This is a genomic window from Methylosinus sp. is20ea, from assembly GCF_059718135.1.
Map to the genome: position 1 here is coordinate 669,256 of NZ_AP046088.1, position 14,353 is coordinate 683,608.

General features: G+C 66.5%; 13 protein-coding genes. 3 read left to right on the forward strand and 10 right to left on the reverse strand.

What is annotated here, in order from left to right:
- Positions 1 to 19 precede the first annotated feature (19 nt).
- From AC6IY7_RS02965 to AC6IY7_RS02995, 7 genes are all read right to left on the reverse strand, one after another.
- Positions 20 to 355, reverse strand: coding sequence for a cupin domain-containing protein (locus tag AC6IY7_RS02965; protein ID WP_497781525.1), 336 nt, complete (start codon positions 353 to 355; stop codon positions 20 to 22).
- 46 nt (positions 356 to 401) lie between these two features.
- Positions 402 to 1,586 carry a site-specific DNA-methyltransferase gene (locus AC6IY7_RS02970; protein ID WP_497781526.1) on the reverse strand — a complete coding sequence of 395 codons (1,185 nt, stop codon included), beginning with the start codon at positions 1,584 to 1,586 and terminating at the stop codon, positions 402 to 404.
- A gap of 160 nt (positions 1,587 to 1,746) precedes the next feature.
- Entirely contained in the window at positions 1,747 to 2,355 is a 609-nt protein-coding gene (gene rnhB / locus AC6IY7_RS02975; protein WP_497781527.1) for a ribonuclease HII, read from the reverse strand.
- Positions 2,356 to 2,433: 78 nt separating this feature from the next.
- On the reverse strand, positions 2,434 to 3,615 hold the full coding sequence (locus tag AC6IY7_RS02980) for a PA0069 family radical SAM protein (RefSeq protein WP_497781529.1): 1,182 nt from the start codon (positions 3,613 to 3,615) through the stop codon (positions 2,434 to 2,436).
- A 255-nt stretch (positions 3,616 to 3,870) separates the two neighbouring features.
- On the reverse strand, positions 3,871 to 4,641 hold the full coding sequence (locus tag AC6IY7_RS02985) for a sensor histidine kinase (protein ID WP_497781530.1): 771 nt from the start codon (positions 4,639 to 4,641) through the stop codon (positions 3,871 to 3,873).
- On the reverse strand, positions 4,617 to 4,820 hold the full coding sequence (locus AC6IY7_RS02990; RefSeq protein ID WP_497781532.1) for a hypothetical protein: 204 nt from the start codon (positions 4,818 to 4,820) through the stop codon (positions 4,617 to 4,619). Before AC6IY7_RS02990 ends, AC6IY7_RS02985 begins: the two co-directional genes overlap by 25 nt.
- A gap of 330 nt (positions 4,821 to 5,150) precedes the next feature.
- Positions 5,151 to 5,600, reverse strand: coding sequence for a hypothetical protein (locus tag AC6IY7_RS02995; protein WP_497781533.1), 450 nt, complete (start codon positions 5,598 to 5,600; stop codon positions 5,151 to 5,153).
- Positions 5,601 to 5,792: 192 nt separating this feature from the next.
- On the opposite strand from AC6IY7_RS02995, the gene AC6IY7_RS03000 reads away from it, so the two are divergent.
- On the forward strand, positions 5,793 to 7,298 hold the full coding sequence (locus tag AC6IY7_RS03000) for an ATP-binding protein (RefSeq protein ID WP_497781534.1): 1,506 nt from the start codon (positions 5,793 to 5,795) through the stop codon (positions 7,296 to 7,298).
- Between the two features lie 341 nt (positions 7,299 to 7,639).
- On the opposite strand, the gene scpA is transcribed toward AC6IY7_RS03000, so the two are convergent.
- Both scpA and AC6IY7_RS03010 read right to left on the reverse strand, forming a co-directional pair.
- The gene (gene scpA / locus AC6IY7_RS03005; RefSeq protein ID WP_497781535.1) at positions 7,640 to 9,805 is read right to left on the reverse strand and encodes a methylmalonyl-CoA mutase; all 2,166 of its coding nucleotides are present in this window, start codon (positions 9,803 to 9,805) and stop codon (positions 7,640 to 7,642) included.
- 62 nt (positions 9,806 to 9,867) lie between these two features.
- A complete protein-coding gene (locus AC6IY7_RS03010) occupies positions 9,868 to 10,803 on the reverse strand; it encodes a retroviral-like aspartic protease family protein (RefSeq protein ID WP_497781537.1) in 936 nt (311 codons plus the stop codon).
- A gap of 169 nt (positions 10,804 to 10,972) precedes the next feature.
- Between AC6IY7_RS03010 and AC6IY7_RS03015 the strand changes: the two genes are divergently transcribed.
- A complete protein-coding gene (locus AC6IY7_RS03015) occupies positions 10,973 to 11,548 on the forward strand; it encodes an EF-hand domain-containing protein (RefSeq protein ID WP_497781538.1) in 576 nt (191 codons plus the stop codon).
- 80 nt (positions 11,549 to 11,628) lie between these two features.
- Here AC6IY7_RS03015 and AC6IY7_RS03020 read toward each other — a convergent pair whose 3' ends face one another.
- On the reverse strand, positions 11,629 to 13,530 hold the full coding sequence (locus AC6IY7_RS03020; RefSeq protein ID WP_497781539.1) for a methyl-accepting chemotaxis protein: 1,902 nt from the start codon (positions 13,528 to 13,530) through the stop codon (positions 11,629 to 11,631).
- Positions 13,531 to 13,820: 290 nt separating this feature from the next.
- On the opposite strand from AC6IY7_RS03020, the gene AC6IY7_RS03025 reads away from it, so the two are divergent.
- Complete coding sequence (locus AC6IY7_RS03025) at positions 13,821 to 14,225, forward strand: VOC family protein (protein WP_497781541.1); 405 nt, start codon at positions 13,821 to 13,823, stop codon at positions 14,223 to 14,225.
- Positions 14,226 to 14,353 lie beyond the last annotated feature (128 nt).

A 14,353-nucleotide genomic window follows, 5' to 3' on the forward strand; every position in this document is an offset into this window, starting at 1 on the left:
CCGACAGTTTGTCGCGCCATCAGGCGCCCTCGGCGCGAAAATGGACGGCGAGCCAGACGGTCGGCAGCGCAGCGTCGGTCCATTCCACGCGATGGCGGCGATGCGCCGCGATCTCGAGATAATCGCCGGGCGCGAGGGTCACGACCTCCTCCCGATCCGAAAAGCGCAGGCGCGCGGAGCCCGCGAGCAGAATCACCCATTCCGATTCGTCCTGGTCGTACCAGAAGCCGGGAGGGCTGGCCTGGCCGAAAGAGACGATTCGCTCGACGCGCACGCCCGGCGCGGCGAGCAGCGGAAGGAATTGCTCCTGCTCGGCCTTCTCGGGCAGATCGACGAAGATATTTTCCGGATGCATGGATCACCCCGCAGCAGGCGCCTCGCCGCGGTATGTCGCGTCGCGACTATTCCGCGGCGTCGCGCAGACGCGCGCGCGCCACCGCGCGCAAATCGTCGATCGGCGCCAGTCCGGCGCCGGATTCGAAATGCCAGAAGGTCCAGCCATTACAGGCCGGCAGGCCCTGGACCAGCGCCCCGGTCTTGTGGATGGAGCCGACGATGGCGCCGATCGCCAGCGCGCCATCGGCGCGGACGACGGCGGTGTGGCGGCGCCGCGCATCGGTGAGCGTCGCGCCGGGGGCGACGAGTCCCGCCTCCACGACGCTGGCGAAAGCGATGCGCGGCTCAGTGCGTTTGGAGGGCGCGGAGGCCACCGCCTCGGCCGGCAGAGGCGAGATCGCGGCGATGCGCGCGCGCGCCGCGGCGGCATAGGCCGAATCGCGCTCTATGCCGAGATAGTCGCGGCGCAGCAGTCGCGCCGCGGCTCCGGTCGTGCCGGAGCCGAAGAATGGATCGAGCACGAGATCGCCGGGGTTGGAGGCGGCGAGCAGGATGCGGGCGAGCAGAGCCTCGGGCTTTTGCGTCGGATGGGTCTTGCGGCCGCTCGCATCTTTGAGCCGCTCGCCGCCGGAGCAGATCGGCAGCAGCCAGTCCGAACGCATCTGGCAATCCTCATTGCCGGCCTTCAACGCCTCGTAATGAAAGGTGTAATTGCGCGCCGAAGCGTCGCGCGCAGCCCAGATCATCGTCTCATGCGCATTGGTGAAGCGACGGCCGCGAAAATTCGGCATGGGATTGTTCTTCCGCCAGACGATGTCGTTCAGGATCCAGAACCCGAGGTCCTGCATGATCGCGCCGACGCGGAATATATTGTGATAGGAGCCGATGACGAAAATAGTGGCGTTGGGCTTCATCGCCCGCCGCGCCGCCGCCAGCCAGTCGCGGGTGAAGGCGTCATAGGTCGCGAAATCGGCGAATTTGTCCCAATCGTCGTCGACGGCGTCGACGACGCTCTGATCCGGCCGGGTAAGCCGGTTGGCGAGCTGGAGATTATAGGGCGGGTCGGCGAAGACGAGCTCGACGCTCGCCTCCGGCAGACTCAGCATGACCTCGACGGTGTCGCCGATGACGACCTCGTTGCGAAGAATCGCGCGCTTCGGCGCGCGAGGCGACCCGAAATTCGACGTCCCAGTACGCGAGACCTTTATCTGGGACTTGGGGCGGGCCGCCCCGACGCGCGCGCTACTCATGAACAATCACCGGCTACGCAACCAACGCTGCGAACAATGCCCGATCGCGGTAAAAGCCGCGTTTAGAGAGCCGGTGCGCGGCTGTCTCTTTTCCGCACGCCTTCGTTAAGAAATCGCAAGTTCACCAGATGTTTACGAAACGTCATGCCGCGCCCGCGGGTCAGCGGCGCGGCTCCCGCAGCGGCGCGAAGCTCATGCGGTGGAAGGGCGTCGGCCCATGGGCTCGCAGGGCCGCGAGATGCGCGCGCGTGCCATAGCCGGCGTTGGTCTCGAATCCGTAATGGGGATAGAGCGTGGCGAGCCGGCGCATCTGGCGGTCGCGCACCACTTTGGCGACGATCGACGCCGCGGCGATCGAAAGAGAGAGCGCGTCTCCCTTCACGATCGCCTCGCCCGGGCAGACGAGCTTCGGCAGGTCGCGCCCGTCGACGAGAACGAAGCCCGGCGCGAGATGAAGCGCGGCGACGGCCCGCGCCATGGCGAGCAGACTGGCCCGCCTTATGTTCAGCCCGTCGATCTCCTCGACGCTGGCGAAGGCGACGCCGATCGCCAGCGCGCTCACGACGATGCGCTCGAACGCCTCCTCCCGCGCCTTGGCCGAAAGCGCTTTCGAATCGTCGACTCCCTCTGGCAAGCGCTCGGGATCGAGAATCACCGCCGCCGCCGCGACCGGCCCGGCGAGCGGCCCCCGCCCGACCTCGTCGACGCCGGCGACGCGCCCGACGCCGTCCCGAAGAACGCGGGTCTCGGTGAGAAAATGGGGAGGCATGCTCGCTCGGCTCGCTCGAAAAAAGGGCTGCTGAAAAAAACACAGCGGCCGGATCGAGGCAATCGATCCGCGACCGCCTCAGAACAGGCTGAGCTGCTCGGCGTCGCTGCGGGGCGGCCGGAACAGATCGGCGCGCAGGCGCGTGCGGGAAAAGCCGAGCCGCGTCGCCGCGAGTTCGAAACGGCGGCCGATCGTCCAGGCGTAGGGCCCCTCGCCCGTCATGCGTTTGTCGAAGGACGAATCATAGAGCTTGCCGTCGCGCGCCGAGCGCACCAGCGAGAGCACATGCCGGGCCTTGGCCGGGACATGGGTGACGAGCCATTCGCTGAACAATTCGCGCAGCTCGCGCGGCAGGCGCAGCATCACATAGCCGGCCTCGCGCGCGCCGGCGGCGTGGGCCCGCGTCAATATGGTCTCGATCTCGGCGTCATTGACCGCCGGAATGATCGGCGCGACCAGAACCGCGACGGGAATGCCCGCCTCGGCCAGCCGCTCGATCGTGGCGAGACGCCGCTCGGGCGAGGCGGCGCGCGGCTCCATCGCCCGCGCCAGCGCCGGATCGAGCGTCGTCAGCGAGATCGCGACCTTGACGAGGCCTTTGCGCGCCATGGGCGCGAGAATGTCGAGGTCCCGCACCACCAGCGAGGATTTCGTCACTATGCCGATCGGATGATCGGCGCGGCTCGCCACCTCCAGCAAGCCGCGGGTGACGCGGTAGCGCTTCTCCAGCGGCTGATACGGGTCCGTATTGGCGCCGATGGCGATCGTCTTCGGCGCATAATTGCGCACCGACAATTCTCGCTCGAGCAATTGCGCCGCGCCCTCCTTGACGAAAATCTCCGTCTCGAAGTCGAGCCCCGGCGAGAGGCCCATATAGGCGTGGCTCGGCCGGGCGTAGCAATAGACGCAGCCATGCTCGCAGCCGCGATAGGGATTGATCGAGCGGTCGAAGGAAATGTCGGGCGAGTCGTTGCGCGTGATGATCGTCTTCGCCTTCTCGACATGGACATTGGTGCGGAATTCGCCGAGCTCCTCGAGGCTATTCCAGCCGTCGTCCGCCTCGACGCGCCGCTCGCGCTCGAACCGGCCGCTCTCATTGGACAGCGCGCCGCGCCCGCGCCGCCGCGTCGGATCGACGATCGAGCTCTCCTCGGACGAAAAATTCACGACCGCGCCGATCGCCTCGCGGCTGCGCTGCGCCGCCTGGCGCCGATCGCTTTGCTCCGACTTCTGGATCAGACGTTTCGCCGAGCTCGCCATGGCGACAATCTCCTTGCCGAGTTCTGGGCCGACTTCTCGCCGGCGCGCCGGCCTCGCTTCGGCTCGCGGACGGCGAGACGCCCATGCGCGACACTGGGGCGCCTCGCTGCCGCGAGCCTCGATGCGACTCGTACAACTCGAGGGGACTTGTTTACTTACGCACGGAACATTTAACGAACAATGGAACATATACGGAACACAACCCGGGTCGTCAAGCGGTTCGACGCTCATCGGCGCGGATCGAATTCTTCGGCGCTACGCCGCGTCCTCGGAGCGCCGCGCGCCGACAGAGCCTTCCATTCGCGGAACATCCACACGGCCCCGCGATCCGCTCGGCTGCGCGACGCTCTTGCGCAGCGCGATCCGAAAGGTCGCGCCGCCGCCGCTCGTCTCGTCCACGCCAATCGATCCCCCCATTTGCTCGACCAGCGTCTTCGAGATCGCTAGGCCGAGACCGGTCCCATTGCTCTTGCTGTCCCGTCGCCAGAACGGCTCGAAGATATGGTCGCGATCGGCGGGCGGAACGCCGGAGCCGTGGTCGACGACCTCGACAGTCGCTGTCGACAGCGCGCGAATCTCGATGACGCCGCCGCGCGGCGCGGCGCGCAGCGCATTGTCGAGCAGATTGGCGACGACGCATTCGAGCGCCCATCTGTCGCCCTTGACGATGGTCGGCTCGCGAGGCGGCTCGAATTCGATGCGCCGCCCGCTCTCGATCACCAGCGGCGTATAATCGGCGACCATGGCGAGAACGATTTCGCCGAGATCGAGGTCCACATCGGCGCAAAGGTCCACATCGTCGCGCATGAAAAATCGCGCGGTCGCCAATAATTGCTCGACGATCGTCTGCACGCGACGAATGTCGCGCTTCATATCGCGACGAAAGACGGCGTCATCGGGATTGTCCGCATGCGCGCGCATGATCGCGATCGGCGTGCGCAGCTCATGCGCCGCATTGGGGGTGAAGCGCCGCTGCGCCGCCATTCCCGCATTGAGGCGCGTCAGCGCGTCATTGACGGCTTCCACGAAGGCGCGATCTCCTCGACGTCGATGCGCTTGTGCAGCGTGTTCACATCGATCGCGGCGACGTCGGCCGCGGCGGAGCGCCGCGGCGCGAGGCTGCGCCTCACGATGATCCAGGCGATGGCGAGAGCGCAGAGCACGGCGGGCGCGACGACCGCGGCGCTGTGCGGCGTGAGAAACAAGGCCGCGACGGCGAAGAGATCGTCCCAGGCGAAGCGATAGCTATACGCCGCGACGGCGCATGCGCCGGAGGCGGCCGGAGCGCGCCGCAGGAAACCGCGCGCGCGTGGATCGGGATCGCCGGGAATCTTGAATTTCAGCGTTACGCGGAAGGCGTGCAGCTATTGGCGCAATATGCGCCGGAGCCGCCCTTTTCCGCCGGCGAGCCGGAGACGGCGCCGCGCGCGGTCACGACGATAATCGAGGGAATGTTCGTCGGCCTGACGCAGGAGATGAGTGAAGCCGGAAGAGCCGCCTTCGCCAAAATGCGCGAGCGCCGACGCGCGTCGCGCTCAGTCGCGCGCGTCGACGATGCGATAGGATTCGTGGCAGGCGACGCAATTGCGCATCAACTCGCCGAGACGCGCAAGCGAGCGCGTCTCGTTCTTGCCTTCCGTGAGGCCCTTCGCCAATTCGTCGAAGCCCTTGCGCATGGGGTGGCCGAAGCTGCGCCATGTCTCCGGAAATTTTGGCCCGAGCGTTGGCGGCATGGCGTTTTCCGCCTGAAAGCGCTGCGCGCCGCGCGCAGCAGCCGCCTCCGCGGCCGCCGCTCTGTCGCCCACAGCGAGCGCCGAGACGATCTGCTCGACGCTCTTTACGAAAAGGCGCATCTGGCCGAGAACGAAAGCCTTCTCGGGCGCCGTCATGGCGACGGCGACGCGCTGATCGGACTCCTCGCCGCGCGCGGCAATCGTCGAAAGGGACAGGCAAAAGGCCACAACCCCCGCTGCACGCCAGCGCATCACGACTCCTTGTCGAACCAACCTATATACTCACAGTATATGTCGACGCCCTGCCGAGCGACAGGCCAAAATCCAGGCGCCGTCGCCGCCACTCTTGTCCACAGGCGGCGCGACGCAGTTGAACGCGCGGCGCGAATCGATATGACTCCGCGCCATGATCTTTCCCTCCCTCACGGCCGGAGGGGCGCCGCGATGACGGCGCCCGCCAAGGTTTCCATCGATCTCGGAACCCGCGCCGACGGCGGCGTCGCGACGCTCGATCTCGAGGAGCTGCTGGCGACACGCCTTCTGGTGCAGGGCAATTCCGGCTCCGGCAAATCGCATCTGCTGCGCCGCCTGCTGGAGCAGAGCGCGCCCTGGGTGCAGCAGGCGATCATCGATCCGGAAGGCGATTTCGTCACGCTGGCCGAGCGCTACGGCCATGTGGTGGTGGACGCGCGCTGCGGCATCGCCGATCTCACGCGCATCGCCGCGCGCGCCCGCCAGCACCGCGTCTCCGTCGTGCTCGATCTCGAAGGGCTCGACGCCGAGCAGCAGATGCACGCCGCCGCCGCCTTTCTCGGCGGGCTGTTCGACGCCGAGCGCGACCAATGGTATCCGCTGCTCGTCGTGGTGGACGAGGCGCAGCTCTTCGCGCCCGCCATCGCCGGCGAAGTGTCGGACGAGGCGCGCAAAGCCTCGCTCGGCGCCATGACCAATCTGATGTGTCGCGGCCGCAAGCGCGGTCTCGCGGGCGTCATCGCCACGCAGCGCCTCGCCAAGCTCGCCAAGAATGTCGCGGCGGAGGCGTCCAATTTTCTCATGGGCCGCACCTTTCTCGACATAGACATGGCGCGCGCCGCCGATCTGCTCGGCATGGAGCGGCGGCAGGCGGAAATGTTCCGCGATTTGCAGAGCGGCAATTTCGTCGCGCTCGGGCCGGCCATGGCGCGCCGCCCGCTGCCCGTGCGCATCGGCCCGGTGGAGACTTCCGCGCGCAATGTCAGCCCCAGGCTGCTGCCGCTGCCGGAAGCCGGCGCCGACGACGCGCATCTCATTTTCACGCCCGGCGCCGATGAGGCGCGCTTCGAGGCCCCGCGCCGGCCGCCGCCGCCCGCTCCGACCGCCGATGTGCTGGCGCGTCTCGCGCGCAGCGCGCCGCCGGCTGCCGAGCCGCCGCCGAGCATTTCGCCCGAGCAGCGTCAGGCCGCGATCGATTCGGCGCTGCGCGAGATTTTGGCCGACAGCGACGCCAATTTCCGCACCATCGCCGTGCTCTATCAGGATTTTCTGGTGCGCTGCCGGATTCGCCGCATCGGCGGCGAGCCCTTGAGCCTGCCCGCCTTCCGCCGCCGCCTCGCCGTGGCCCATGCCGGCATAGAGCTCGCCGAAGCCGAGTCCGAGGATTCGCCCTGGGCCGAGGTGCTCGCAATGGCCGGCGCGCTGCCGGAGGATATGCAGGGTGTTTTTCTATCGCTGGCGCGCGCGGCCTTCGACCGCCGCCCCTGCCCTTCCGACGCCGATGTCGCCAGCGCCTATGGCACGCGCTCACCCGGACGGGCGCGGCGGCTGCTCGCCTATATGGAGGAGCGGCAGGCGATCGTCTGCCGGCTCGACCAGCGCGGCTGGCGCATCGTCGCCATTCCCGGCGTCGCCTGGGAGACCGAGCCCGGCGATCCGGGCGCCGCAGCGACGACGACCGAGGCGAGCTCGGCCTGATTATCGGGTTTCGCGCGGCGTTGGCGGCTTCCTTCTCCCCATATGCGGGGCTTGCAGATTCACATTCCTCCAATTCACCCACGGCGTCCTGGCCGGGCTCGTCCCGGCCATCCACGCCAAGGCATCGAGTCTACTGGCTAATTTTGCGCAGCATCGACGCTCCGGCCGCATTCGGACGCGGCCCTGCGGCGAAGGCGCCCGACCCGAGAAGCCGATATTGCAAGATCGCGGGCGCTTCCAAAGATATCTCCGCCGCTCGGCGTGGATGGCCGGGACGAGCCCGGCCAGGACGGCCTTGGAGCCATATGAGATATCTGAGCGAAAGCCGCGGCGGGACTCCCTTACTGCCGCACAGTCTCCCGCTGCGCATAGCCGAGCCGGATGTTCAGCTCTTGCAGCACTTTCTCCGCCGCCTCGGGGATATTGGTGCCGGGCGGGAAGATCGCCGCTGCGCCGGCGTCATAGAGCGCCTGGAAATCCTGCTCGGGAATGACGCCGCCGACGACCATCATCACTTCTTCGCGCCCGGCCGCCTTCAGCGCGTCGCGCAATTCCGGCGTCAGAGCGAGATGGCCGGCGGTCATCGTGTTCACGCCGACGATATGCACTTGTTCTTCCGCGGCGCGCTTGGCCACTTCTTCCGGCGTCGCGAAGAGATCGCCGATGACGACCTCGAAGCCCAAATCCGTGAAGGCGGAGGCGATGACCTTCTGGCCGCGGTCATGGCCGTCCTGGCCGAGCTTGGCGACGAGGATCTTCGGCTTGCGCTTGTCGTTCTCGGCGAAGGCCGCCGTCATGGCGCGCACGCGCGCGACCTTGTCGCAATCGACGCCAGCCTCGCGCGCATAGACGCCGGAAATCACATTGGCCTTGGGCTTGTGGCGGTCGAAGACTTTTTCCATCGCGAAGGAGATTTCGCCGACGCTCGCCTTGGCGCGCGCGGCCTCGATCGCCAGCGCCAGAAGATTGCCGTCGCCCTTCGCGCCCTCGGTCAGCGCATCGAGCGCGGCCTGTGTCCTGGCCTCGTCACGCTCGGCGCGCAGGCGCTCGAGCTTGGCGATCTGCGCGGCGCGCACGGCGGAATTATCGACCTTCAGCACATCCGGCGCGACGTCGCTGTCCGGGCGGAACTTGTTCACGCCGACGACGACCTGCTGTCCGGTGTCGATGCGCGCCTGCGTCTTCGCCGCCACTTCCTCGATGCGCTGCTTGGGCAGGCCGGCGGCGATCGCCTTGGCCATGCCGCCGAGGCTCTCGATCTCCTCTATGTGCTTCCACGCCGCCTCGGCGAGCTCGGCGGTCAGCTTCTCCACATAGAAGGAGCCACCCCAAGGATCGATGATGCGCGTCGTGCCGCTCTCCTCCTGCAACACGATCTGCGTGTTGCGGGCGATGCGGGCGGAGAAGTCGGTCGGCAGCGCCAGCGCCTCGTCCAACGCATTGGTGTGCAGCGATTGCGTATGGCCTTGCGTCGCCGCCATCGCCTCGACGCTGGTGCGGATGGCGTTGACATAGACATCCTGCGCGGTGAGCGACCAGCCCGACGTCTGGCAATGGGTGCGCAGCGTCATGCTCTTCTCGGTCTTAGCGCCGAGGTCTTTCATCAGCCGCGCCCACAGCAGGCGCGCGGCGCGGAGCTTCGCCACCTCCATGAAGAAATTCATGCCGATGGCGAAGAAGAAGGAGAGCCGCGGCGCGAAAGCGTCGATATCGAGCCCCGCGGCGACGCCGGCGCGCACATATTCGACGCCATCGGCAAGCGTGTAGCCCAATTCGAGATCGGCCGAGGCGCCGGCCTCCTGCATGTGATAGCCGGAGATGGAGATGGAGTTGAACTTCGGCATATTCTTGCTGGTGTAGGCGAATATGTCCGAGACGATGCGCATCGACGGAAACGGCGGGTAGATATAGGTGTTGCGCACCATGAATTCTTTGAGGATGTCGTTCTGAATCGTGCCGGTGAGCTGCGCCGGCGGCACGCCCTGCTCCTCGCCCGCCACGATGAACAGCGCGAGAACCGGCAGAACGGCGCCATTCATCGTCATCGACACGCTCATCTGATCGAGCGGAATGCCGTCGAACAAAGTGCGCATGTCATAGATGGAATCGATGGCGACGCCCGCCATGCCGACATCGCCGGAAACGCGCGGATGATCGGAATCATAGCCGCGATGGGTGGCGAGATCGAAGGCGATGGAGAGGCCCTTCTGCCCGGCGGCGAGATTGCGGCGGTAGAAGGCGTTGCTGTCCTCGGCCGTGGAGAAGCCGGCATATTGGCGGATCGTCCAGGGCTGGGCGACATACATGGTCGGATACGGCCCGCGCACATAGGGCGCGACGCCGGGGAAGCCATCGATGAAGGAGAGCCCTTCAATATCCTCGGGGCCGTAGGAATTCTTGACTTCTATGCCCTCGGGCGTTCGCCAGCGGCGCGGCTCGGCGGCCTCGACCGGGGTCGCGGCGACGGAAGCGAAGGCGATTTTTCTGAAGTCGGGAATTTGGGACATTTCTTTCCTCGGCAGGGCTCTCCAGACTTTTAGCGAAAAGCGGCGGGCGGCGCAAAGGCCGACTATTTGGCCACAGCCTTCCAGCGCGGCCCATCCGGCGCGGCAAAATCCAGCTCCCAGCGGTAGCGGCTCAATATATCGAAGCCGAGGATCAGCGGCGTCTCGCCGCCGAGCGCCTCCCGCAGCGGGCCGAAGTCATAAGAAACGACGACGACATCCTTCAGCACGCGCCCGTCGCCGAGATCGATCTCTTTGGCTTTATAGATTTTCGATGCGAATTTCCTGCCCGACGCCTCGCTCACCTTCGCCTTTTTCTTGACAGGCGTGAAAAGAGTCTTGTGCCGCTCCAGAAAGCGGCGGTCGACGGCGGAAATTTCGGCCCCCGTGTCGAAAAGGCCCACGACCTCCGTCTTGCCGAGGCGCACATCGAGGCCGACGAGCTTCTGATCCGCCCACAGCCGGCGGAAGGGGCGAAAGCCGTTCCCGTCGCTCGCGGAGAAAAAGACCATCTCGCCGCCCGCGAGATCGAGCGAGAAACGCGCGCCTTTGAAGAAATCGAGGCCCAGCAGATCATCGCCGTCCGAGGTCGCGCAGCGGGTGACGCGATATTTCGTCCGGCCGATGCTGTTCCCCTGCGCGGCTTTCAGCTCGACATTCGTCGCCTCCACATCCTCGCAGCGCGTGGCGGCGCCCGAGGCGCCCGTCGAAACGCTCGCGCCCAAAGCCGGAAAGACCTCGTTCCAGGGCGCGAGCTTGATGCGGCTGGTCGAGGCGGCGGTGTCGAGCCGCATCGGCCCCATCACATTGCCGAAGCGCATGGTGACATAGGCGCGGCCGCCGCCATCCGCGCCATGGATCACGGTCAGCGGGACGATGGAGCGCTCCATGGAGCGCTCTTGCGCGCGCGCCGGAAGGGCGCCGATGAGAACCGAGAGAAGACAAAGCGGAAAGCGCGAAATCATTTTCGTCGAGATCGTTTTCGAAATCATTTTCGTCATGGCGCGGCGGCTCCGTCCCGGCGGGGAAGCGTCTATAGCGCGGCGCGCGCCTTTCGTCTGCCGCGGAAATCGAGCAGACGGGGCGAGGCGATTTCATGATACTGTAGAGCTGTCGGCTCTCTCGCGCCAGTCGAACGACGGCCGAGAGGCGTTCAGGAGGTCATCCCCCATGGGACGTGCGGCGGTCCGTCTGGCGGCGGGTCTATTGGCGTTGATTTCGAGCGCGGCGCTCGCGCAGCAGCATCGCCCGCGCGGCGTTCCGGGGGACGCCCCCCGCGGACCGGCCGGCGGCGGCGGCCCGGACGCCGTGCTCGCCACATCGAGCGAATGGGGCGGCGCCGGCGGCGTCTACACCTGCGAGCAATGGAAGCAATATCTCGAGCGCATGTTCCGCCTCGCCGACAAGCGCAAGCGCGGCTTCATCGACGCGCAGGATTTCGCGATCATCCCGGGCGTGAGCCCGGTGTTTCAGGCCGCGAGCTTCGATTATTTCGACATGGCCGGAAAAGGCCGCGTCACCCGCGCCGAATTCCTGGCCTTTCCGAGCCCCTTCTTCGCCCGCTACGACAAGAAGAAGAGCTGCCGCGTCTTCCAGGAGGAGCTGGCCAAGGCGCAGACGCCGAGCGTCGGCGGGCCGGAGCCCTCTCCCGGGGCAGGCTTCACCGGACGGGACCGCAGCGGCGGTTTCGGCGGAGGCTATGGCGGCGGAGGCTTCGGCGGGGTCGGCGGCGGCTTCGGACGCTGAGCCGGCAAATCGGGAAGCCCCCCCTCCCGCAACCTCCCCCGCGTAGCGGAGGAGGTTGCGGAAGGGGGCATGAGACCCCCTCAGAACTCCGCCCAATCCTCGTCCTGCGCGGGCTCGGCCTTGCGCACAGCGGAGCCGGAGCGCGACGGCGCGGTCCGCTTCAGCATCGGCCGCGCCGCGGGGGGCGCGCGCGTCTCGATCTCGCCGATCTTGAAGCGCGAGACGAGCTGAACCAGCTCGGCGCTGTCCTCGGCGAGCGAGCGGCTCGCCGCATTCGTCTCCTCCGACATGGCCGCATTCTTCTGCGTGACCTGATCGATCTCCTGCACGGCGGTGTTGACCTCGCGCAGGCTCGTCGATTGCGCCGCGGCGCTCGCCGCTATGCCGGTGACGACGGTGTCGATACGATTGACCTGCTCGACGATGCGGTGGAGCGAGGCGCCGGTCTCGGCGACCAGCCCGACGCCGTCCTGCACGCGTGCGTTGGAGACGGCGATCAGATCCTTGATCTCCTTGGCCGCCTCGGCCGAGCGCTGGGCGAGCGAGCGCACCTCGGTCGCCACCACGGCGAAGCCGCGGCCGGCCTCGCCGGCGCGCGCCGCCTCGACCCCGGCGTTGAGCGCCAGAAGATTGGTCTGGAACGCGATCTCGTCGATGACGCCGATGATCTGGCCGATCTGCTCGGAGGATTTCTCTATGCCGCTCATCGCCTCGATCGCCTCGCCGACGATCTTCTCGCCCTTGACGGCGTCGGTCTTGGCGTCGCCGACGATCTCGCGCGCTTCGACGGCGCTCTCGGCCGCCTTGCGCACCGTGCCGGTGATCTGGTCGACAGCCGCGGCGGTCTCGGCCAAAGTCGCCGCCTGCTGCTCATTGCGCTGCGAGAGATCCTCGGACGCGCGGGCGATCTCGCGCGTGCTGGAGCCGATCGCGCCGCTGGTCGCGACGATGCCGCGCAGCGTCTGCTGCATGCGTTCGACGGCGGCGTTGAAGCGCGCGCGCAGCTTCTCGTAATCCTTGATGAACTCCTTCTCGAGACGGACCTCGAGGTCGCCTTCGGCCAGACGCTCCATGGCGGCGGTATATTGCGAGAAGAAGAAGTCACGATTCTCTATATACCATTTGGCGCCGGCGGCTTTCTCCTCCAGCTTGGCGGCGGCGGCGGCGTTCTGCTCGGCGGCGCGCGTCTCGGCGAGGCGGACCTCCTCGAGCTTGTCGCGGAATATGGCGACCGCCTCCCGCATCTCGCCGATCTCGTCGCTGCAGTTCAGGATCGGCGGCTTGTCCAATGTCTGGCCGCGCGCGAGCTTAGACGTGTAATTGGCGAGCGTGACGATCGGCCTCACGACATGACGATGCGCGATCAGGCCTGCGCCGGCGAGAAGGCACAAAATAGCGATCGTGGCCGCGAGGCTCGCGACGTCGGAGCGATCGCCGAGCAGAGTGGCGTCCTTCTCCGCCGATAACGCAAAAGCATTCGCCAAATCGATTTGGCGCGTCTCGACTGCGCGATGCGCGACGAAGCTCGCATCGAGACGACCCATGGAGGCGGTCACGCCGGCGCCGTCGCCGCGCTCGAGCGCCGGAAGAAACGCATCGATCTCACGCCAAAAAGCGTCGGCCGCCTCTGCCGCCGGCCCTTTGACGAGCGTCGTCAGCTCGGCGGGCAGCAGCGTCGACTTGGACCAGAAGGCGCGACGCTCCTCATATTGCTTGCGCAATGAAGCGAGGCGCGTTTTCGCCTCGCGCGCGTCGATCCTGTAGGAAGCGGCGAGCTCGACGTCGAGATAGGCTTCCAAGAGGGAGAGCGGAGGCGGCAGCGCGTCCGCGACGAAATCCTTGCCGGCGGCGATCTTCTGATAGACGTGTCCGCCGATGCGCAGCTCGTCGAGAATATAGCGTCCGGCCCCGGCAGTCGCCAGGAAAGCGATGAATGCGACGGCGGCGAGCAGACTCGCGGCGCGTGCGATGGAAAGGCGCATTTGCAGTGCCTCCGAATGAGAGCCGCTCGGAGACGTTGCGTCCTGGCGGCGGAAATGTCGGATGAGAGAGGGTGTCGGCCCGCGGAATTCTCCGCGGCCAGGAACAGGCCGGATCGCGCCGGAATGAAGGAACGGCGTCATGCCTTCGACCGCATGCCCGCCCCATGCGCTCGATCCATCATGCGACGAAATTACGCATCACGGATTAAGAAATCATGCAAGACGGCGTCGGTCGGCGTAATCTGGCCCCGCCTGCATCGCCTTGATCCGCGCAGAGGCGGAAGCAATCGATGGAGAAAACCACAAATCCTTTTGGTGAATTCATGGCTCCAAAAATCTCTTCATGGGCGTTCGTGCTGGCCGTGCGCGACCTCGACGCGAGCGCGGTCTATTTCCGCGATGTGCTCGGCTTCCAAATGCTCTGGTCGGATTCCGCCGATTGGAGATTGGTCCAGCGCGACGGCGTTCGCGTGATGTTGGGACATTGTCCAGACGACATGCCGCCCTCGGCGCTCGGCTCCCATAATTTGTTCGGCTACATGAGCGTGAGCGACATCGACGCTTTCTATTCCGAGATCTGCGCGCGCGGCGCGATCTGCACAGCGCCTGCCGATCGTCCCTATGGTATGCGCGAGATGGTCGTCACGACGGTCGAAGGCCATCGTGTCCTGTTCGGGCAAGACATTCCCGAATAATTCGACGCCGAATAATCGAGCCGAGAGCGTTTCCAGCCGAAGTGGACACCGGTTCGGCGTGGAAGCGCGTCGAGACGAAAGCCTGGAGTCTTTCCGTGTTTCAATGAAACACGGAAAGACTCCAGGCG